Source organism: Nocardia sp. NPDC057272 (assembly GCF_042668615.1).
In the GTDB taxonomy this organism is placed as follows: Bacteria; Actinomycetota; Actinomycetes; order Mycobacteriales; family Mycobacteriaceae; genus Nocardia.
Map to the genome: position 1 here is coordinate 36,297 of NZ_JBHUYK010000011.1, position 15,899 is coordinate 52,195.

The 15,899-nt window shown below is 68.3% G+C and carries 17 protein-coding genes; 6 read left to right on the top strand and 11 right to left on the bottom strand.

The window, feature by feature from the left end:
- Positions 1-41: 41 nt before the first annotated feature.
- Entirely contained in the window at positions 42-590 is a 549-nt protein-coding gene (locus ACFULV_RS17050; RefSeq protein ID WP_378631093.1) for a hypothetical protein, read from the bottom strand.
- A gap of 108 nt (positions 591-698) precedes the next feature.
- On the opposite strand from ACFULV_RS17050, the gene ACFULV_RS17055 reads away from it, so the two are divergent.
- Positions 699-1,847, top strand: coding sequence for a sensor histidine kinase (locus ACFULV_RS17055; RefSeq protein WP_378657619.1), 1,149 nt, complete (start codon positions 699-701; stop codon positions 1,845-1,847).
- Positions 1,844-2,488: a response regulator gene (locus tag ACFULV_RS17060; RefSeq protein ID WP_378631096.1), complete on the top strand. Its 645-nt coding sequence runs from the start codon at positions 1,844-1,846 to the stop codon at positions 2,486-2,488. Before ACFULV_RS17055 ends, ACFULV_RS17060 begins: the two co-directional genes overlap by 4 nt.
- Positions 2,489-2,560: 72 nt before the next feature.
- Here the strand turns inward: ACFULV_RS17060 and ACFULV_RS17065 are convergent, their stop codons facing one another.
- Positions 2,561-2,890: a hypothetical protein gene (locus ACFULV_RS17065; protein ID WP_378657622.1), complete on the bottom strand. Its 330-nt coding sequence runs from the start codon at positions 2,888-2,890 to the stop codon at positions 2,561-2,563.
- 97 nt (positions 2,891-2,987) lie between these two features.
- On the opposite strand from ACFULV_RS17065, the gene ACFULV_RS17070 reads away from it, so the two are divergent.
- The 3 genes from ACFULV_RS17070 to ACFULV_RS17080 are packed head-to-tail and all read left to right on the top strand — an operon-like array spanning position 2,988 to position 5,118.
- On the top strand, positions 2,988-3,278 hold the full coding sequence (locus ACFULV_RS17070; RefSeq protein WP_211300305.1) for a hypothetical protein: 291 nt from the start codon (positions 2,988-2,990) through the stop codon (positions 3,276-3,278).
- Positions 3,279-3,304: 26 nt separating this feature from the next.
- Positions 3,305-3,889 carry an NAD-dependent epimerase/dehydratase family protein gene (locus ACFULV_RS17075; protein ID WP_378657623.1) on the top strand — a complete coding sequence of 195 codons (585 nt, stop codon included), beginning with the start codon at positions 3,305-3,307 and terminating at the stop codon, positions 3,887-3,889.
- A gap of 32 nt (positions 3,890-3,921) precedes the next feature.
- Positions 3,922-5,118 (top strand): GNAT family N-acetyltransferase, encoded by a 1,197-nt coding sequence (locus ACFULV_RS17080; RefSeq protein WP_378657625.1) that lies wholly within the window; start codon positions 3,922-3,924, stop codon positions 5,116-5,118.
- 18 nt (positions 5,119-5,136) lie between these two features.
- Here ACFULV_RS17080 and ACFULV_RS17085 read toward each other — a convergent pair whose 3' ends face one another.
- The 4 genes from ACFULV_RS17085 to tnpA all read right to left on the bottom strand — a co-directional run bounded on the left by ACFULV_RS17085 (position 5,137) and on the right by tnpA (position 10,576).
- Positions 5,137-6,387, bottom strand: coding sequence for a serine hydrolase domain-containing protein (locus ACFULV_RS17085; RefSeq protein WP_378657628.1), 1,251 nt, complete (start codon positions 6,385-6,387; stop codon positions 5,137-5,139).
- Between the two features lie 245 nt (positions 6,388-6,632).
- Positions 6,633-9,371 carry a fumarate reductase/succinate dehydrogenase flavoprotein subunit gene (locus tag ACFULV_RS17090; RefSeq protein ID WP_378657631.1) on the bottom strand — a complete coding sequence of 913 codons (2,739 nt, stop codon included), beginning with the start codon at positions 9,369-9,371 and terminating at the stop codon, positions 6,633-6,635.
- Positions 9,368-10,111, bottom strand: coding sequence for an ABC transporter ATP-binding protein (locus tag ACFULV_RS17095; RefSeq protein WP_378631105.1), 744 nt, complete (start codon positions 10,109-10,111; stop codon positions 9,368-9,370). The genes ACFULV_RS17090 and ACFULV_RS17095 overlap by 4 nt, the downstream gene beginning before the upstream one ends.
- Positions 10,112-10,168: 57 nt before the next feature.
- On the bottom strand, positions 10,169-10,576 hold the full coding sequence (gene tnpA / locus ACFULV_RS17100; protein ID WP_378657897.1) for an IS200/IS605 family transposase: 408 nt from the start codon (positions 10,574-10,576) through the stop codon (positions 10,169-10,171).
- Between tnpA and ACFULV_RS17105 the strand changes: the two genes are divergently transcribed.
- Entirely contained in the window at positions 10,489-11,682 is a 1,194-nt protein-coding gene (locus ACFULV_RS17105) for an RNA-guided endonuclease InsQ/TnpB family protein (RefSeq protein WP_378657633.1), read from the top strand. The two genes, tnpA and ACFULV_RS17105, sit on opposite strands and share 88 nt — an antisense overlap.
- On the opposite strand, the gene ACFULV_RS17110 is transcribed toward ACFULV_RS17105, so the two are convergent.
- The 5 genes from ACFULV_RS17110 to ACFULV_RS17130 all read right to left on the bottom strand — a co-directional run bounded on the left by ACFULV_RS17110 (position 11,679) and on the right by ACFULV_RS17130 (position 15,856).
- Positions 11,679-12,545, bottom strand: coding sequence for an ABC transporter permease (locus ACFULV_RS17110; RefSeq protein WP_378657635.1), 867 nt, complete (start codon positions 12,543-12,545; stop codon positions 11,679-11,681). The two genes, ACFULV_RS17105 and ACFULV_RS17110, sit on opposite strands and share 4 nt — an antisense overlap.
- The gene (locus ACFULV_RS17115) at positions 12,542-13,972 is read right to left on the bottom strand and encodes an ABC transporter substrate-binding protein (protein ID WP_378631110.1); all 1,431 of its coding nucleotides are present in this window, start codon (positions 13,970-13,972) and stop codon (positions 12,542-12,544) included. The genes ACFULV_RS17110 and ACFULV_RS17115 overlap by 4 nt, the downstream gene beginning before the upstream one ends.
- Before the next feature lie 17 nt (positions 13,973-13,989).
- Complete coding sequence (locus ACFULV_RS17120; RefSeq protein ID WP_056816936.1) at positions 13,990-14,217, bottom strand: ferredoxin family protein; 228 nt, start codon at positions 14,215-14,217, stop codon at positions 13,990-13,992.
- Positions 14,217-14,993 (bottom strand): GntR family transcriptional regulator, encoded by a 777-nt coding sequence (locus ACFULV_RS17125; protein WP_378657638.1) that lies wholly within the window; start codon positions 14,991-14,993, stop codon positions 14,217-14,219. The genes ACFULV_RS17120 and ACFULV_RS17125 overlap by 1 nt, the downstream gene beginning before the upstream one ends.
- A 188-nt stretch (positions 14,994-15,181) precedes the next feature.
- A complete protein-coding gene (locus ACFULV_RS17130) occupies positions 15,182-15,856 on the bottom strand; it encodes a PaaI family thioesterase (protein ID WP_378631114.1) in 675 nt (224 codons plus the stop codon).
- Positions 15,857-15,899 lie beyond the last annotated feature (43 nt).

Below are 15,899 nucleotides of genomic sequence, written 5' to 3' on the forward strand. Positions count from 1 at the left end.
AATGCTCGGGGTGATCGAACCGATCATCCCGAGCATCGCGTTCAGTCGCGCCGTGACCCGGTGACCCACACCGGCCCGGTGAGCAGCCAGATCACGGTGATCACCCCGAGGCTGCCGAACACCCCCATCAACTGCTCGCGTTGCGCGGCGTCGGCGACGGTGTAGCTCAACGCCAGGGTGAGCGCGCCGGCGATAGCCGCCGCACCGAGCCAGCGGGAGAAATCGGCCCATTCCTTGCGGGTGCGTTCCGGCCCGTACTTCGGGACCTTCACCGGGACCGGTCCACCGGCGAAGCGGTGGGCGAATCGCTCGTCGGCCCACCGGATCATCCGGCCACCGAACATCACCGTGCAGCCGAGGTAGATCCCGGCGACACGATGGGCGAAGGTCACCTCGCCCCCACGGTGCAGGTCGATCGCTACCGCCACCACCAGCACCACATCCAGGACCGGCACCAGAGCCAGCGTCACGGTGCTCGCACGCGGCACCCGGATCACATAGCGCAGCAGCAATCCGCCGACCACCAGCACCCAGAAACCGACTTCGCACGCGGCGATCGTCAGCAGTACGGGGTTGCTCAGTTCGTTCATTCCCCCACTGTGCCGGGCACGTCGGTCCACCGTCGTCCCGCTTGTGGTCCGCCGCCGGTCCGTCTTTCGGGGGACCCGGCCCGTGCGGGCGATGTGCTGAAATGGGGCATGCCCACGTCCCGCACGCTCCTGAGCCGGCTCGCGGACGTTTTCGACAGCTCGACCGCGGCTGCCGTCGGGGTGTTCCTGGTGGGCTTGCTGTTGTGGGCGGCGGGTGGCTGGGCGGTCGTGGTCGACCACGATCTGTATCCACCACCGGCGAAAGTGGCGCTGCTGTGCGCGGCGTTCGCGATCCAGCTGACCGCGCAGCGCAGACCCGCGCTCGCCTTCGGCCTGATGGTCGCGCTGCTGGCCGGTGACTTCGTGTTGGGTCCGTCGCTGCCACTGTGGATCGCGCTGACCGACGTGATCTTCTTGGCGGTCAGCACCGGATCGGATCGGCTGGGCGCGGTGGTCGGCTGGTTCTCGGTGACGGTGACCCTGGGCGGGTCGCTGCTGGCGCTCACCGTGTTCGGCGTCAGAGCGGCCTTCTACACCGGCTTGATCGGTGTCGCGCTCACGTGGTCGCCGCTCGGTTATGCCCGCTCGGTGCGGGCCTCGCGCCGCACGGTCGAGGCCGAACGGGCCGCGGCCCGCGCCGAACTCGCCGCCCGCGACGCCGAACGGTCCGCGGCGATCGGCGAGGAGCGCCGGCGATTGGCCCGTGACCTGCACGACGCGGTGGCAGGCCACGTTTCCGCCGTCGCGATCCTCGCCGAAGTCGCCCTCAAGGACCCCGCCAACACCGCGGTGCTGTCGACGATCCGCTCGAGCAGTCTGGCCGCGGTCGAGGAGATGCGCACGACCATCGAACTGCTCACCGCGCCCGACGACACCGCGGTGACCACGCGACTGGCCTCCCTCGACGGCCTGATCGACGCGGCCGAGGCGGCCGGCGGCTCGGTGAGATTACGCCGACCCGCTGACCTTGAACTGTCCACCGCGGTCGAGGCCGTCCTCACCCGGATCCTGAGCGAGACTCTCGCCAACGCGACCAAACACGCCCCCGGCGCACCCCTCGATATCGAATTGCACCGCGATGCGACACGATTGGTGGTGACGGCGATGAACCCGATCCCACCCGGCACTCCGGTAGGGCAGGGAAACGGGCTGCGCAACATGATGTTTCGCGCGGAATCAGTCGACGGCACCATCACCGCGGGCGCACAGGACGGCACCTGGCGGGTGTGCGCGCGAATTCCCCTGGGAGACAAGTGACAGTCACAGTGCTGGTGGCCGACGACCACGCCACCATCCGCGCGGGTCTGCGGATGCTGCTCGAAGTGTCCGGTGAGGTGCGGGTGATCGGTGAAGCGGCCGACGGCGCCGCCGCGGTCCGCCAAGCCAGGGCCCTGAGCCCCGATGTGGTGCTGATGGACGTGCGGATGCCGCGCGTCGACGGGCTGGAGGCGACCGCCGCCGTCGTCGCGCAGACCAGCGCGAAAGTGCTGGTCCTCACCACCTTCGCCATCGACGAATACGTCCTCGGCGCGCTCTCGGCCGGTGCGAGCGGATTCCTGCTCAAGTCCGTCGGTGGCGACGACCTGGTCAGCGCTGTGCTGGCGGTGGCCGAAGGAGACGCGGTCCTCGACCCGAAGGTGACGCGCGCGGTGATCGCGGCGCTGCCTCGCGCGGCCGATGTCGCGCCACCGCCCGATCTGTCCGCACTCACCGACCGTGAACGGCAGGTGCTCGCCGGTCTGGGCGCCGGTCTGTCCAACATCCAGATCGGCACCCGCCTGCGCATCGGCGAGGCCACGGTGAAAACGCACGTTTCCCGGGTGCTGAGCAAGCTCGGTGTGCAGTCGCGTGTGCAGGCGGCCGTGATCGCATCGCAGTCCGGTCTCGATCTGCCCTGACTGCGATCGGGTACGAAACCGACGATGTCCCGGTACCGCGCCGGGTACCGGGACATCGGGTCGGAACAGGGCTCAGCGTGCAGGTTGCGGGTCGGACTGTTCCGGACGGATCCGGCGTGATTCAAACCAATAGGTCAGGGAAACGGTGGCGTAGGAAGCCAGGACCACTGCTGCGGTTACCAGAAGAAACGCGACGAACAAGGGAATCAGGAAAGCCATGGTGCCCTCCTCGCGGTACGGTAGTCGTGCGATGAAGGTGGTGGTCAGCGCCTCGTCGCGCCGAATCTGAACGAGCCCCGCACGTTCGATACTAGGGGCACGGCGCGACGCGGGCATGGATCCGCGGCTGTGACTGCGGTCATGGTTTACGCGGAGTGTCGCCCACGTCACCGAACCGCCCATGAGGTTGAATGTTCAACATATCTGGGTTCTACCGCGTCACGAGTTCTCGACATCGGCTTCACCACGAACAACCGACGAAGGAGCACCGATCGTGAGCATGATCCTGGCCGCAGTGCATGACACCTATAACGTCGTTGTCGCCCAGGTGGGCAATCCCACGCCGGAAGCGCCGCCGATGGCCGACAAGGTGATGCAGTTGGGCCGGTATTTCACCTGGATGATCCTGTTGTCCGGCGTCACCGCCATCACCTATGGCGGCGGCCGCTTCGCCTGGGAGAAGTGGAACGGCGGCGGCCTGCAATCGCCGAAGATGATCGCCAGCGCCATGGCGGGCGGCGCGGTCGCCACCAGCGCCGGCACGATCATGAACGCGGTCATCGGGGCCTGATCGCCGGCCCCGCTAGTGTCGGGGTTGTGCGTATCTTTCTCGCGGGCGCCACGGGCGTCATCGGATCACGGTTGCTGCCACTGCTGGTCGGCGCCGGTCACGAAGTGGCCGGCCTGACCCGTTCCCCGGGTAAAGCGGCGGCGGTCCGTGCCAGCGGAGCCACCGCGGTGGTCCACGACGTCTACGACGCCGACGGCCTCACCACCGCGGTGCTCGACTTCGCCCCCGACCTCGTCATGCACCAGCTCACCGACCTGCCCGACGATGTGGCGCGACTGGCCGGCTCCGGCGAGGCGAACTCCCGTATCCGCACCGAGGGCACCGCCAATCTGCTCGCGGCGGCCGCGGCCGCCGGAGCGAAACGCTTTCTCGCCCAGAGCATCGCCTGGACGCCGCCGGCGGGCCGTGGTGACGCGATCGCGACCCACGAATCCGCCGTCCTCGCCGCGGGTGGCGTCGTCCTGCGCTACGGCCAGTTCTACGGTCCCGGAACGTACTACGAGTCCACCCCGCCGGCGCACCCACGCATCCACGTCGACACCGCCGCCGCGCGCACGCTCGAGCTGCTCGAAGCGCCGACCGGCATCGTGGTCGTGGTCGATCCGGAGTAGAGGCGCCGCCCCGGATAGGGAACAGTGAGGGGATGGCTGTTGACGTAGACACCCTGCACGGCGACGACGACCTGCACGCCGCGGGCGCGCTGTTCCGGGCCGCGATGGTGGGATTGCCGCCGCTGCCACCACATCGCGACCACCTGTCCGAACCGGGCCGCACGCTCGGCGCTCGCATCGATGGCCGGCTGGTCGGCACCGCGGAGTCCTACACCAGCTGGCTGGTCGTTCCCGGTGGCGCGCGCGTCTCACACGCCGCGGTCACCCATGTCGGTGTGCTACCCACCCACACCCGGCGCGGAGTGCTCACCACCCTGCTGCGCCGACAGCTCGACGACATCGCCGAGCGAGGGGAAGTGGTGGCGACCCTGCGCGCGTCCGAGGGTTCGATCTACGAGCGTTTCGGGTACGGCGTGGCGAGTTCGTTCGCACGCCTGGACCTGCACCGAGGTCGAGCCCGCCTGCGTGACACGGTCCCGCCGTCCGGTCCGGTGCGTTTCGTCGAACCCGCCGACGCGTGGAAGCTGTTCCCGCAGATCTACGCGACCGCCGCGATCGCCTGGACCGGGGCGATCGATCGGCCCGGCTATTGGTGGAAGCTGAAGGAACGCACCGCGGCCGAACCGGTGTACACCGTGACGCACGGCCCGGTCGGCGCCGAGGACGGGTTCGCGCGCTACCACCCGGTCGACACCGCGAACTGGTTCACCAGCCGCGAACGCACGATCGTCGTCGACGACCTCGTCGCGACCACCCCGCAGGCCTACCTCGGCCTGATCCGGCACCTGCTCTCGGTCGATCTCGTCGACAAGGTGAGTTTCGCGTTCGCGCCGGTGGACGCGCCGCTGCGGCATCTGTTCACCGACGAACGCGCGGTCGGCGTCGCGGGGGTGCACGACGAAACCTGGCTTCGTCTGGTCGATGTCCCCACCGCACTGGCCCGCCGGACCTATCGCGACGCGCCGCCGGTGATCATCGAGGTCGAGGACGCGATCCGCACCGCCAACACCGGCCGGTACCGGATCTCCGCCGAGCAGGTGGCCGGAGTCGACGACCCCGCCGATGTCACCGTCGACGTCGCCACCCTCGGCGCGATCTACCTCGGCGGGTCGACATGGCGCCAGCTCGCCCTCGCCGGTCGTGTCGTCGAGCACCGCGCGGGTGCCGTCGACGCCGCCGACGACCTTTTCGCCACTGCCTCACTGCCTTTCAGCGGCACCTTCTTCTGATCGACGTCGCTCGCCGGGTCAGGGGCGGAACAGCCGCGCGGCGGGCGGCAGTGGGCGCAGGGTGTCGGAGATCTGGGCGACCAGCTGCCACGGGCGATCGAGGTCGGTGCTCGCTTTGCCGTTGGTGAGAACCGCACCGGACAGGCCACGATCGGGGTCGGCCCAGCCGTACTGGGTGGTGAGACCGCTGCGGCCGAAGTGCGACCCGGTGTCGCGGCCGAACTTGGACCGGCGGGCGCCGAGCTCGAATCCTGCGCGGCTGACGCGACCGGCCAGTCCGAGCATGCGATCGGCGGGGGCGATCGCGTCGCGCAGGGTACCGGTCCCGATGATCCTCGTTCCGTCCAGTTCGCCACCGCGCGCGAGGATTTCGTAGAAGCGGGAGAGTTCGTAGGCGGTGGTGACCAGGTTGCCGGAGGGGAGCTCGGCGGCCAGGAAAGCATCGTTGGTGGCCTTCGACGCCTTGTCCAGATGCCCGCCCAGGGCCTTGTTCGCCAGGAATCGGGCGAGCCGGGGTTGGGGCGGGCCGGTCTTGACGCTCGGCACGACCTTGCCGACATCGGCGGGATCGACGCCGAAGTTGTTCCAGCGGAAGCCGAGTGGGGTCAGCACCTGTTCGGCGAGGTGCTCGCGCATCCGCTTGCCGGTGGCGCGCTGGACGAGCAGGCGCTGGATCAATCCGCTGGTCAGCGCGTGGTAGACGCGAAAGCGGCCGGGCGCCCAGCTCGGCACCAGGTCGGTGAGAGCGGCGACAGCCAGGTCCTCGTCGAGGACCGCCGCGGTTCCGCTGTGTGGTGCGGTGATGAACGGAATGCCCGCCGAATGCGACAGCACATCGCCGACGGTGATCACGCCCTTGCGGTGGGCCGCGAACTCGGGAACATAGTCGGCCACCCGGTCTTCCAGCGCGAAGGCGCCCTGCTCGATGAGCATGAACATCAGCGTGGCGGCGACACCCTTCGCGGTGGAGAATCCGCAGAACAGGGTTTCCGGCGTCGCCAGGATCTTCTCGGCATCCGGTCGGTCGCTGGGTGCGTTGCCCCAACCGTGACCGATCGTCCGGTTCAGCACGATCCCGCCGTTGCGGCGCAGACACACCTGGATGGCGGGTGTCGTGCCCATCGCGTACCACGCGCGCACCGACGCCCAGATCGCTTCGACGTCGGCCCGCGAGGACCCGACGTCGGCCGGATCGTCCTCGTGGCCGATCGTCGTCACCGCGTCCAGGTTGTCGGTGACCCTCACCAGGGTGGCAGGAAGTGCGCTCATCGGGCCAGCCTACCGACGGTGAGCTGTGATAATCCTGAGCGCGCTGCCCGGTGAACGGTGGCATAGCGACGTCGACGGGTCCACGAAACCCGGAGTGCGACGACCGGGATCCTCGGTCTCGGCCGCCCGGTCACCGAGGTATTCCTCGGTGTTCGGCCGCTGCGTGCCGGAGCCGGCGCCAGCTGCCCACAGCGGCGACGATCGTGCCGCGGTCGCGCTGCGGCACCGCCCCGGCGAGTTGCCGATCACGCCCTGGCCTCGGTCAGTTCCGCGTCGGCGCGAACAGCGTCGACCGGGGTGCGACCCGCGGCGGTCACCGCGCGCCGGGCGTAGGCGCGGACGTCGGCGTCGGGATCGGTAGTCGCCGACTCGAGCGCGTCGAGGGCGGTGGCACTACCCGGCCAGGTGGACAGGGCCAGTACCGCCGCCTTGCGCACATCGAGGTGACGGTCGGTGAGCGCCTCGCTCAACGGCACCACGCCCGCCTCCGGGGTCGAGCCCGCCAGCCCGCGCGCCGCACCGACACGCACCTGCCAGGCGGAATGACGCAGTGCCGCGCTGAGTTCGGCGACATCTTCCTCCGTGGTACCCAGCGCGGCGTAGGCGGTGAGGGCGGCAGCGCGGACCAGCGGATCGGGATCGCCTGCGAGCACGCGGATCACGTCCACGCCGCCGCTCCCGATCGAGGTGAGTCCGTGTGCGACCGCGATGCGGACCTCACGGTTGACATCGCCCGCGATCGTGGACACCGCATCGGCGTCGTCGAGCGAGACCAGTGCGCGCACCGCCTCGATCCTGACGCGATGATCGGTATCGCCCAGTGCCGCACGGTAATCCGAGGCAGACCCGGCCCGCAAAGCCCGCAGCAGATCGACGACGGTCGCGCGGACGAGGGGATCGGGGGAGCCGAGATGCTCGCTCAGCGCACCGGCCCCCGCCAGCACCTCTACCAGTTCCCGCAGACTCTCGGTGGCCGCCCGGCGGACCGAGGCGGCCTCGTCGCCCAGTGCCCGGATCAGCTCATCGGCGAATCCGTCCGGGGTGTTCTCGGTGAGCACCGACAGTGCGGCCACCCGCACCACCGGATCGGGGTCGGTGAGGTAGCTCGAAAGCTCCTCGACCGCAGGCGAATCCAGCGCGAGCAGAGTGACCAGTCGAGGCGAGGACGGCGACACCGGCGCCGCCTCGCTCCGGACCGGGGCTTCGCGCTGCGGCGCTCGCGTTCCCACCAGGTCGGGCTGGGCGATCACCTCGACGATCGGCTCGGCCGACGGCACATCATCGAGACCGGGCACCGGCACCAGATACGGCGCCACCGACCGCTTGACGAATTCCATCTCGCCGTCGACGGTCTTGCGCAGGTTCAAATGGAAGTTCCACGACTCGTCGTCGCGATCGGGCAGATCCGCGCGGTCGTGATAGAGGCCCCAGCGCGACTCGGTTCGTGTGAGCGAACTGCGCGAGGCCATCTCGGCGCAATCGCGAATGAACTGCACCTCCACGGCACGCATGAGTTCGTGGGGTGTCTGCGCGCCGATCCCGTCGACTTCGGCGCGCATCCGCTCGAAGGTCTCGACGGCGATCGACAGCTTGGCGGCCGTTTTCGGCGGCGCCACATAGTCGTTCACGAACCGGCGCAGCTTGTACTCGACCTGCGGCTGCGGCGGGCCTTCGGGCTGACGCAACGGCCGGTAGATCAGTTCGTGTGCTTCGGCGAGCTGATCCTCGGGCAGTTCGGCAGGGGTATCGAGTTCGGTCAAGGTGGAGGCCGCGTGCGCGCCGGCCAGATCGCCGTAGACGAACGCACCGATCATGTAGTTGTGTGGCACGCATGCCAGATCGCCCGCCGCGTACAGGCCCGGCACGGTGGTTCGCGCGTTCTCGTCCACCCATACGCCCGACGCGGAATGTCCACCGCACAAACCGATCTCGGAGATGTGCATCTCGATATCGTGGGTGCGGTAGTCGTGGCCCCGGTTGGCGTGGAAGGTCCCGCGAGTCGGCCGCTCGGTCGTGTGCAGAATTGATTCAAGGGTCGACAGCGTCTCGTCCGGCAGGTGCGAGACCTTGAGATAGATGGGTCCGCGTGCGGATTCGATCTCCTGCTTCACCTCGGCCATCATCTGCCCCGACCAGTAGTCGGAGTCGACGAAGCGTTCACCCTCGGCGTTGACCTGGTACCCGCCGAACGGGTTGGCCACGTACGCGCAGGCGGGGCCGTTGTAGTCCTTGATGAGCGGGTTGATCTGGAAGCACTCGATACCCGAGAGCTCCGCACCGGCGTGGTAGGCCATCGAATAGCCGTCACCGGCGTTGGTGGGGTTCTCGTAGGTGCCGTAGAGATAGCCCGACGCGGGCAGACCGAGCCGACCGCAGGGGCCCGTCGCCAGAATCACCGCCTTCGCGGCCACCTCGACGAATTCGCCGGTGCGCGTGTTCAACGCGGCCGCGCCTACCGCGCGCCCGTCGGCGGTGAGCACCCGCACCGGCATCAGCCGGTTCTCGATGCGGATCTTCTCCCGCATCTTGCGTTGGCGCAGTACGCGATAGAGCGCCTTCTTCACGTCCTTGCCCTCGGGCATCGGCAGCACATACGACCCCGACCGATGCACTCGGCGCACCGCGTACTCGCCGTACTCGTCCTTCTCGAACTTCACCCCGTACCGCTCGAGACGCTGCACCATCGCGAAACCCCGTGTCGCCGTTTGATACACGGTGCGCTGGTCGACGATGCCGTCGTTGGCGCGGGTGATCTCGGCGACGTAGTCCTCCGGCTCGGCCTTGCCGGGGATGACAGCGTTGTTCACACCGTCCATGCCCATGGCGAGTGCACCGGAATGGCGCACATGCGCCTTCTCGAGCAGCAGCACGTTCGCGCCGGACTCGGCGGCGGTGAGCGCGGCCATGGTGCCCGCGGTGCCGCCGCCGATGACGAGCACGTCGCAGTCGAGGCGAACGCGGTCGGACAGTTCGGGAATGTTCACAGAGTCTCCAGGATTCGGGCCCGCAGGGCGCTCCGGTCCACCGGTTCGCGCGGGTCGGGTACCTCGACGACCGCGCGCAGCGAACCCGCGCCGAGCACGGCGATCCGGTCGCCGAGCAGCAGGGCTTCGTCGAGGTCGTGGGTGACGAAAACGATCGTGGTCGGGTGCGCGCGCCAGGTGTCGACCAGCAGGCGCTGCATCTCCGCACGGGTCTGGCTGTCGAGCGCGCCGAACGGCTCGTCCATGAGCACCGCGCGCGGCGAGCCCGCCAGGCTACGGGCGAGCTGAACCCGTTGGCGCATCCCGCCGGACAGATCGCGCGGCAGATAGTCGGCGTAGCCGCTGAGCCCGACCTCGTCGAGCCAGCGCTGCGACCGTGCCGCGCGGTCGCTGCGTGACACGCCCCGAAGGCGCAGCGCCAGATCGATATTGGCGCGCGCGGTGCGCCACGGCAGCAGCGCGTCGTCCTGGAACACCAGCGCGCGATCTGCCGAGGGGCCGGCGACCGCGTCCTCGTCGGCACGGATCACCCCGGCGGTGGGTTTACGCAGCCCGGCGATCGCACGCAACAACGTCGACTTGCCACAGCCGGATTTGCCGACCAGGACCAGGATCTCACCCGCCGGGACCGTCAGATCGACGTCGCGCACCACGGTTTTGGGTCCGTAGCTGATGCGGACGGCCTCGAGGCTCAAACGCATGCCGACGGAGACGGTCGGCGTGGCGGTGGTCGTGGTCATCGGGAAAGCTCCAAGGAAACCCGCGGATCTATCTGTGGGGAGGAATGGGAGTGCCTTTCAAGCGTCCTTTTGGTTCTCGACATAGCGTTTCACTGCCTCCAGGGTTGCGCCGCCGACAGAGGCGACAAAGTACGAATTGGTCCAAAGGGTGGGCAGGCGGGACTCGGCCGAAGAGCGGGCCAGGTCGGTGAGCATGAGGGCGGGGAACTCGGCGCGCAGCACTCGGGAGGATCGGCCCTTGATCTGCTTGACCAGCCGGTGAATCCCGAACTGCGGATCGCACGAGACGAGCAGATGCACATGGTCGGGCATGGTTTCCAGCTCGATGATGGGGCGTCTCGTTCGGTGCAGACTTCTACAGCTGTATAACTTTTGGTGTGGATGAAGTCGTGCGCTATACCTACCGTCTGCGTCCCGGCGCGCACGCGGCGCGCGCGCTCGAATCCGAATGGCATCGCTGCCGATTCCTGTGGAACGAAGCCGTCCATCAGCGGCGCAAGGGCGGTAAACCCAACTTCTCGCGCCTGTCGAAGATGCTCACCGAAGCGCGTGCCCGCACCGCATGGTTGCGTGAGGGATCGCAGGTCGCCCAACAGCAGACGCTGCGCACCTACTCTCAAGCGCTGGACCAGTCGTTCAAGGTGAAGGGGCGCGGCCGACCGGTCGTCAAGTCCCGCAAGAACTCTCTGCCGTCGCTGGAGTACACGACGCGCGGGTTCGGTATCAGCGGTGGTCGTCTGACCCTGCCGAAAGGCGTCAGCATTCCCGTGGTGTGGTCGCGGGAACTGCCCTGCGCACCAACCTCGGTCCGCGTCTACCGAGACAGCCTCGGCCACTGGTACGCCTCGTTCGTCGTACGCCGATCGGTCGACGCGCTTCCTGTCGCGACCGGCAGTATCGGGATCGACTGGGGTATAACTACGACCGCGACCACGACCGACCCCGACCATGATCTGCCGTATCTCGGGCATCGGAAGCGGTGCGCTGCTGAACTCGCGCGTGCTCAGCGGAAGATGGCCCGCCGTCGACGGCCGAAGGGGCAGGCACAGAGCAACGGCTACCGGCAGGCTCGGCGTGAAGCCGCCCGCTTGCACAAGAAAGCGGCCAGGCAGAACACCCACACCGCGCGGGTATGGGCTCGCCGCGTCGTCGCCGACCATCACACCATCGCGGTTGAGGACTTCAAGCCGAAGTTCCTCGCCCGCTCCACGATGGCGCGGAAAGCGGCGGACGCTGCGATCGGTGCCGCGAAACGAGAGTTGATCGAACGTGCTACGCGGGCGGGGCGAAGGGTGGTGCTGGTTCCGCCCGCCTACACAACCATGACCTGCGCGAGCTGTGGAGCGAGAGCCAAGCAGCGGCTTGCGTTGGATGTACGGATCTTCTGTTGCGGGGACTGTGGGCACACCGCAGACCGCGACCGGAACGCCGCCGCTGTAATCCTGGCGGCCACGGTGGAACTCGACCGTGTCAGTGCTGAAGACATCAGACATTGTTGGCCTCCCTTCGGGGCGGTTGATGGTGCGGTCCGAGCTGGAAATCCCCCGGATTTATCCGTGGGGAAGGGTTAAGAGGCAACCTCTCGCGGCAGCCAGCGGGTCACCCGACGGCCTGCCAGTTCGACGATTCCGGAGGTGAGGAAACCGAGGACACCGATGGTGATCATCCCGACGAACACGGCCGGGTAGTCGACGATGGTGTAGGACTGCCAGGTGCGGTAGCCGATGCCGAGCCGCCCGGAGATCATCTCCGCCGAGATCAGGCAGATCCAGGCCACGCCCATTCCCACCGACAACCCGCTGAACACCCCGGGCAGGATGCCGGGCACGACGACCCTGGTCAGCACCTCGCGCCGCGACGCGCCCAGCGTGCGGATCGCGTCCTCCCAAATGGTCGGCAGCGCCCTTGTCGCATGCCTGGTGCTCACCAGCACCGGGAACAGCGACGCGGTGAACGTGATGAACACGATGCCGGACTCGTCGCTGGGGAACAGCAGGATCGCCACCGGCACCAGCGCGATCGCCGGAATCGGCCGGATCAGCTCGGCCAGCGACCCGAACACATCGGCGAGCAGCCGTGACCGGCCGAGCCCGATGCCCGCCAGTACTCCGACGACCGCGGCCAGCCCGAATCCGGTGACGATCCGGATCAGCGACTGCGCCACATCGAGGTAGTACTGGCCGGTTCCGAGATGCTCGCCGAACTCGGCGACGATCTCGGTCACCGTCGGCTGGGTGTCGAACCGCAGCCCCGCACGCACATTGCCCACGGTGAGCAGTTGCCACAGGCCGATGGCGGCGGCCACCGAGGCCACCCGGATCGCCCGCGACACCCACACCGATCGGGTGGGTGCGCTCTCGGCATCGAGAGCCGTGGGATCTGCGCTGTCGGGGTCGATCCCGATCGGGGTGGACAGCCCGGAAACTGTGCTCATCCGCGGACTTCCGTCACGGCTTGCTCATAGGAGACCGGCGCGGCGGCGGGGTGGGTGCCGCGGTAGCGGTCGGCCGCTGCCTGCGTGGTGAACGGCAGGTATCGCGCGCCCTCGCGCAGCCAGATGGCCTTGTCGGCGAACCAGCGAGTCCCCAGTTCGGCATCGGGGACATACACCGCGCGAATCGTCTTGCCCTGCGCCTTCGCTGCCTGCACCGCCCGCAGCAAGCAGCCGGGGTTCGCGGCGGGTTGGGGCTTGTCGGCGCCGTCGACCCAGACCTCACCGGCCAGCGCCGGATCACTCACCGCCACCGCGCAGATCGGATCGGTACCGGTCACCTTGCTCGGGTTGACCCCCGACGCCAGCTCCGCGTCGTAGTTCCCACGGCCGGTCTCGGCGAAGGCTTGCCGCAGTGGGCCGTCCTCGACGAAGGCGTCGATGTCGAGCTCGGCGAAATCGCCGATCGACTTCAGGTAGTTCACGTCGTCCTTGAACGCCGCGATCAGGTTCGCCTTGAGCGTGGTGTCGAAACTGGTGCCGCCGGGACCGTTGTAGAGGTACACGACCTCCTGCGGCAGGCCGGAGCCCTTGGCGACGAGATCGGCTGCCTCGAAAGGCTTCTCGTTGAGGAACGCGGTCGCGTCCAGCTGCGCCGCGAGGAACGCCTGCAACACCTCCGGATGATCGGCCGCGTACGTCCGGCGCGCCACCACGCCGTGGAAGGTCGGCACATTCAGCTCGGCGCCGTCGTAGAGCAGTTTCGCCTTGTTCTGCTGCACCAGCAGACCCGGCCACGCCACGAACTGCGACAGGGCGCTCACCTGGTGTGATTCCAGCGCGGTCGCCCCGACCTGGGGCTGCTGGTTGAGTACTTCCACGCCCTTGGCCGGGTCGATCCCGGCCCGGCTCAGCGCCTGCACCAAGGTGCCGTGGCCCGCCGAACCCACACTGGCCGAGATCTTCTGCCCGGCCAGATCGGTCAGCGAACGAGCGGGTGAGTCGTTGGGCACCACCACCATGTTCAGCGCGCCCTTGGGGTTGTAGCCGGTGATCGACACCAGCTCGGTCCGTGCGCGTTCGTTGGCCTGCGTACGAGAGCCGTTGATCAGCAACGGGTAGTCGCCCATCGAGCCGATATCGATCTTCTCCGCCACCATCTGGGCGGTGATCGGTGCTCCGGTGTCGTAGTCCTGCCACTCCACCTGGTACTTCGCGCCACCACCATCGGTGATCTTCTGTAGCCGCTGCTCCAGGTAACCCTGCGCTTTCAGCAGCGTGCCTGCGGTGACGGTGTTGATGGTCTTGGACTGGTAGCCGATGACGACCTTGACGGTGCCCGCCGGTGCGGCGTCGGAACTTTCGAGCGAGCAGCCGGCCGCGGTGAGCGCGAGAGCCAGAGCGACAGGGGCGAATCGAGTGATCTTCATGCGTGGGATTCCCGGTTTCAGCGGAGCAGATAGGGCATGTTGACGGTGACGGCGCCGGTGGGGCAGCGGGCCGCGCACGGCCCGCAATACCAGCACTCGTCGACGTGCATGTAGGCCTTGCCCGAATCATCGTGGATGGCAAGGGAATCGAGCGGACACATGTCCACGCAGAGGGTGCAGCCGGTGATGCACAGTGATTCGTCGATCGTCACCGGGACGTCGGCGCGCTGGGGGACCAGTGCCATTACAGGACCTTCCATTCGGGGGTGCTGCGGGTGAGGCTGCCGCGCATCGTGATGCGGTCACCGCGCATGCGGATGTATTCGAGGTCGACGGGGCGGCCGTCGTCGAGGTGGGTGAGGCGTTCGAGCATCAGCAAGGGCGCACCGGCCGGGGTATCCAGGGTGGTCGCGGTGTGCGGGTCGGCCGCGACGGCTTCCAGCGCGAGCTCGGCGGCGCCCAGCGGCCGGCCGGTGACCTGTTCGAGGAGCACGAACACGTCGGTGGTCTCCAGATCGTGGGCGAGCACTTCAGCGCCGACATCGGGCGCGAGATAGGTGAGGTCGAGGCTCAGGGGCAGATCGGCGAGAAACCGCAGGCGTTCGATGTAGACGACCTTGTCGCCCGGCGCCAGCTCGAGCCGGCGTGCGACGGCCGGGGGAGCGGTGATGGTGGTAGCGGCCCTGACCTCGTTGCGGACCGTGCCGTGCCCTTTGAGCGTCTCCTGCAGTCCGAGCAGCGCATCGAGGCCGTGGTCGAACTTGCGGGCGGCGACCCGGGTGCCGAGCTTCGGGGCGCGATCGATGAGTCCCTCGTCGCGTAGCAGCGCCAGCGCTTCGCGCACGGTATTGCGGGAGGTGCCGTGCTCGGCGGCGAGCTCCTGCTCGCCGGGCACCGTGCCCGCCACCGCGCCCGCCAGGATCTGGTGGCGCAGGATGTCGGCGACCCGGCGCGCCCGATCGGCGCGCTGACCGCGGATCGGGGTGGGCTCCGTAGCCCCTGTTTTCTCGCTGACCTGCATGAACAGCGACGATAGCGGCGATTACGAGGCACTCCGCGCGCCGCGATCGGGGGGAGAATTCAGCGGATGTTTCTACGCCGGGTGGCGGCTCACACGACCTGCGGGTATCCGCGGACAAACCGCTATTGCGCCACCTCGGACCGTACGGCCGACATTGCGATCACGTCGATCGCAATGTCGGCGCGCGGTCACGGCTGGCCGGGATTGAGCACGATGAACAGACCCTTGGCCTCGGCGCACAACCGTTCGCCGTCGTGCAGCGTCGCCCGCAGGTACACCTTGCGGCCCTCGACGCGTTCGGTCCACGCGCGCACCGTCAGCTCGCGATTGAGGGGCGTGATCGAGCGGTAGTCCAGGGTCAGTGAGGCCGTGCGGGTCACCGACCTGGTGGACAGCGCGGCGGTCATGCCGATGATGTCGTCGAAGGCGAGTGCGATGTGCCCACCGTGTGCGGCGTTGTTGCCGCCCAGGTGGAAGGTGCGGAAGGTGACCTTCGCGGTGACACCGTCGCGGTCACCGCTGACCACCGTGTACGGCGGCAGCGTGATGTTGCCCCGCGCCGGCAGGTCGGTGCGGGTCCAGCTGGGCGAGGACCACTCGTCCACCACGGCCTCGTCGAGGCGGGCGTTGAGCTGTTCGAGAGTGGCGATGGCCTCTTTGGCGAGCTCGTCGGAGGGGTTGACCAGCCGCGCCCGGTCCATCAGCGCGCGGACCTGATCGATCAGCTCGCCGTAGTGCGGTCCGCCCACCGTGTTGTCGGTGCCGCGGTCCTTGCGTGCCTGGATCAGCTCGGCAACCGGCCGGAATCCGCCTTCGTGATGCTTCTCGTCCGGGAGCGAGCTGCCGACCTGTGTATCGTCCATATGCAACACGTTATCGCTGCCGAGCTGGATGTTCGCGCCGGGG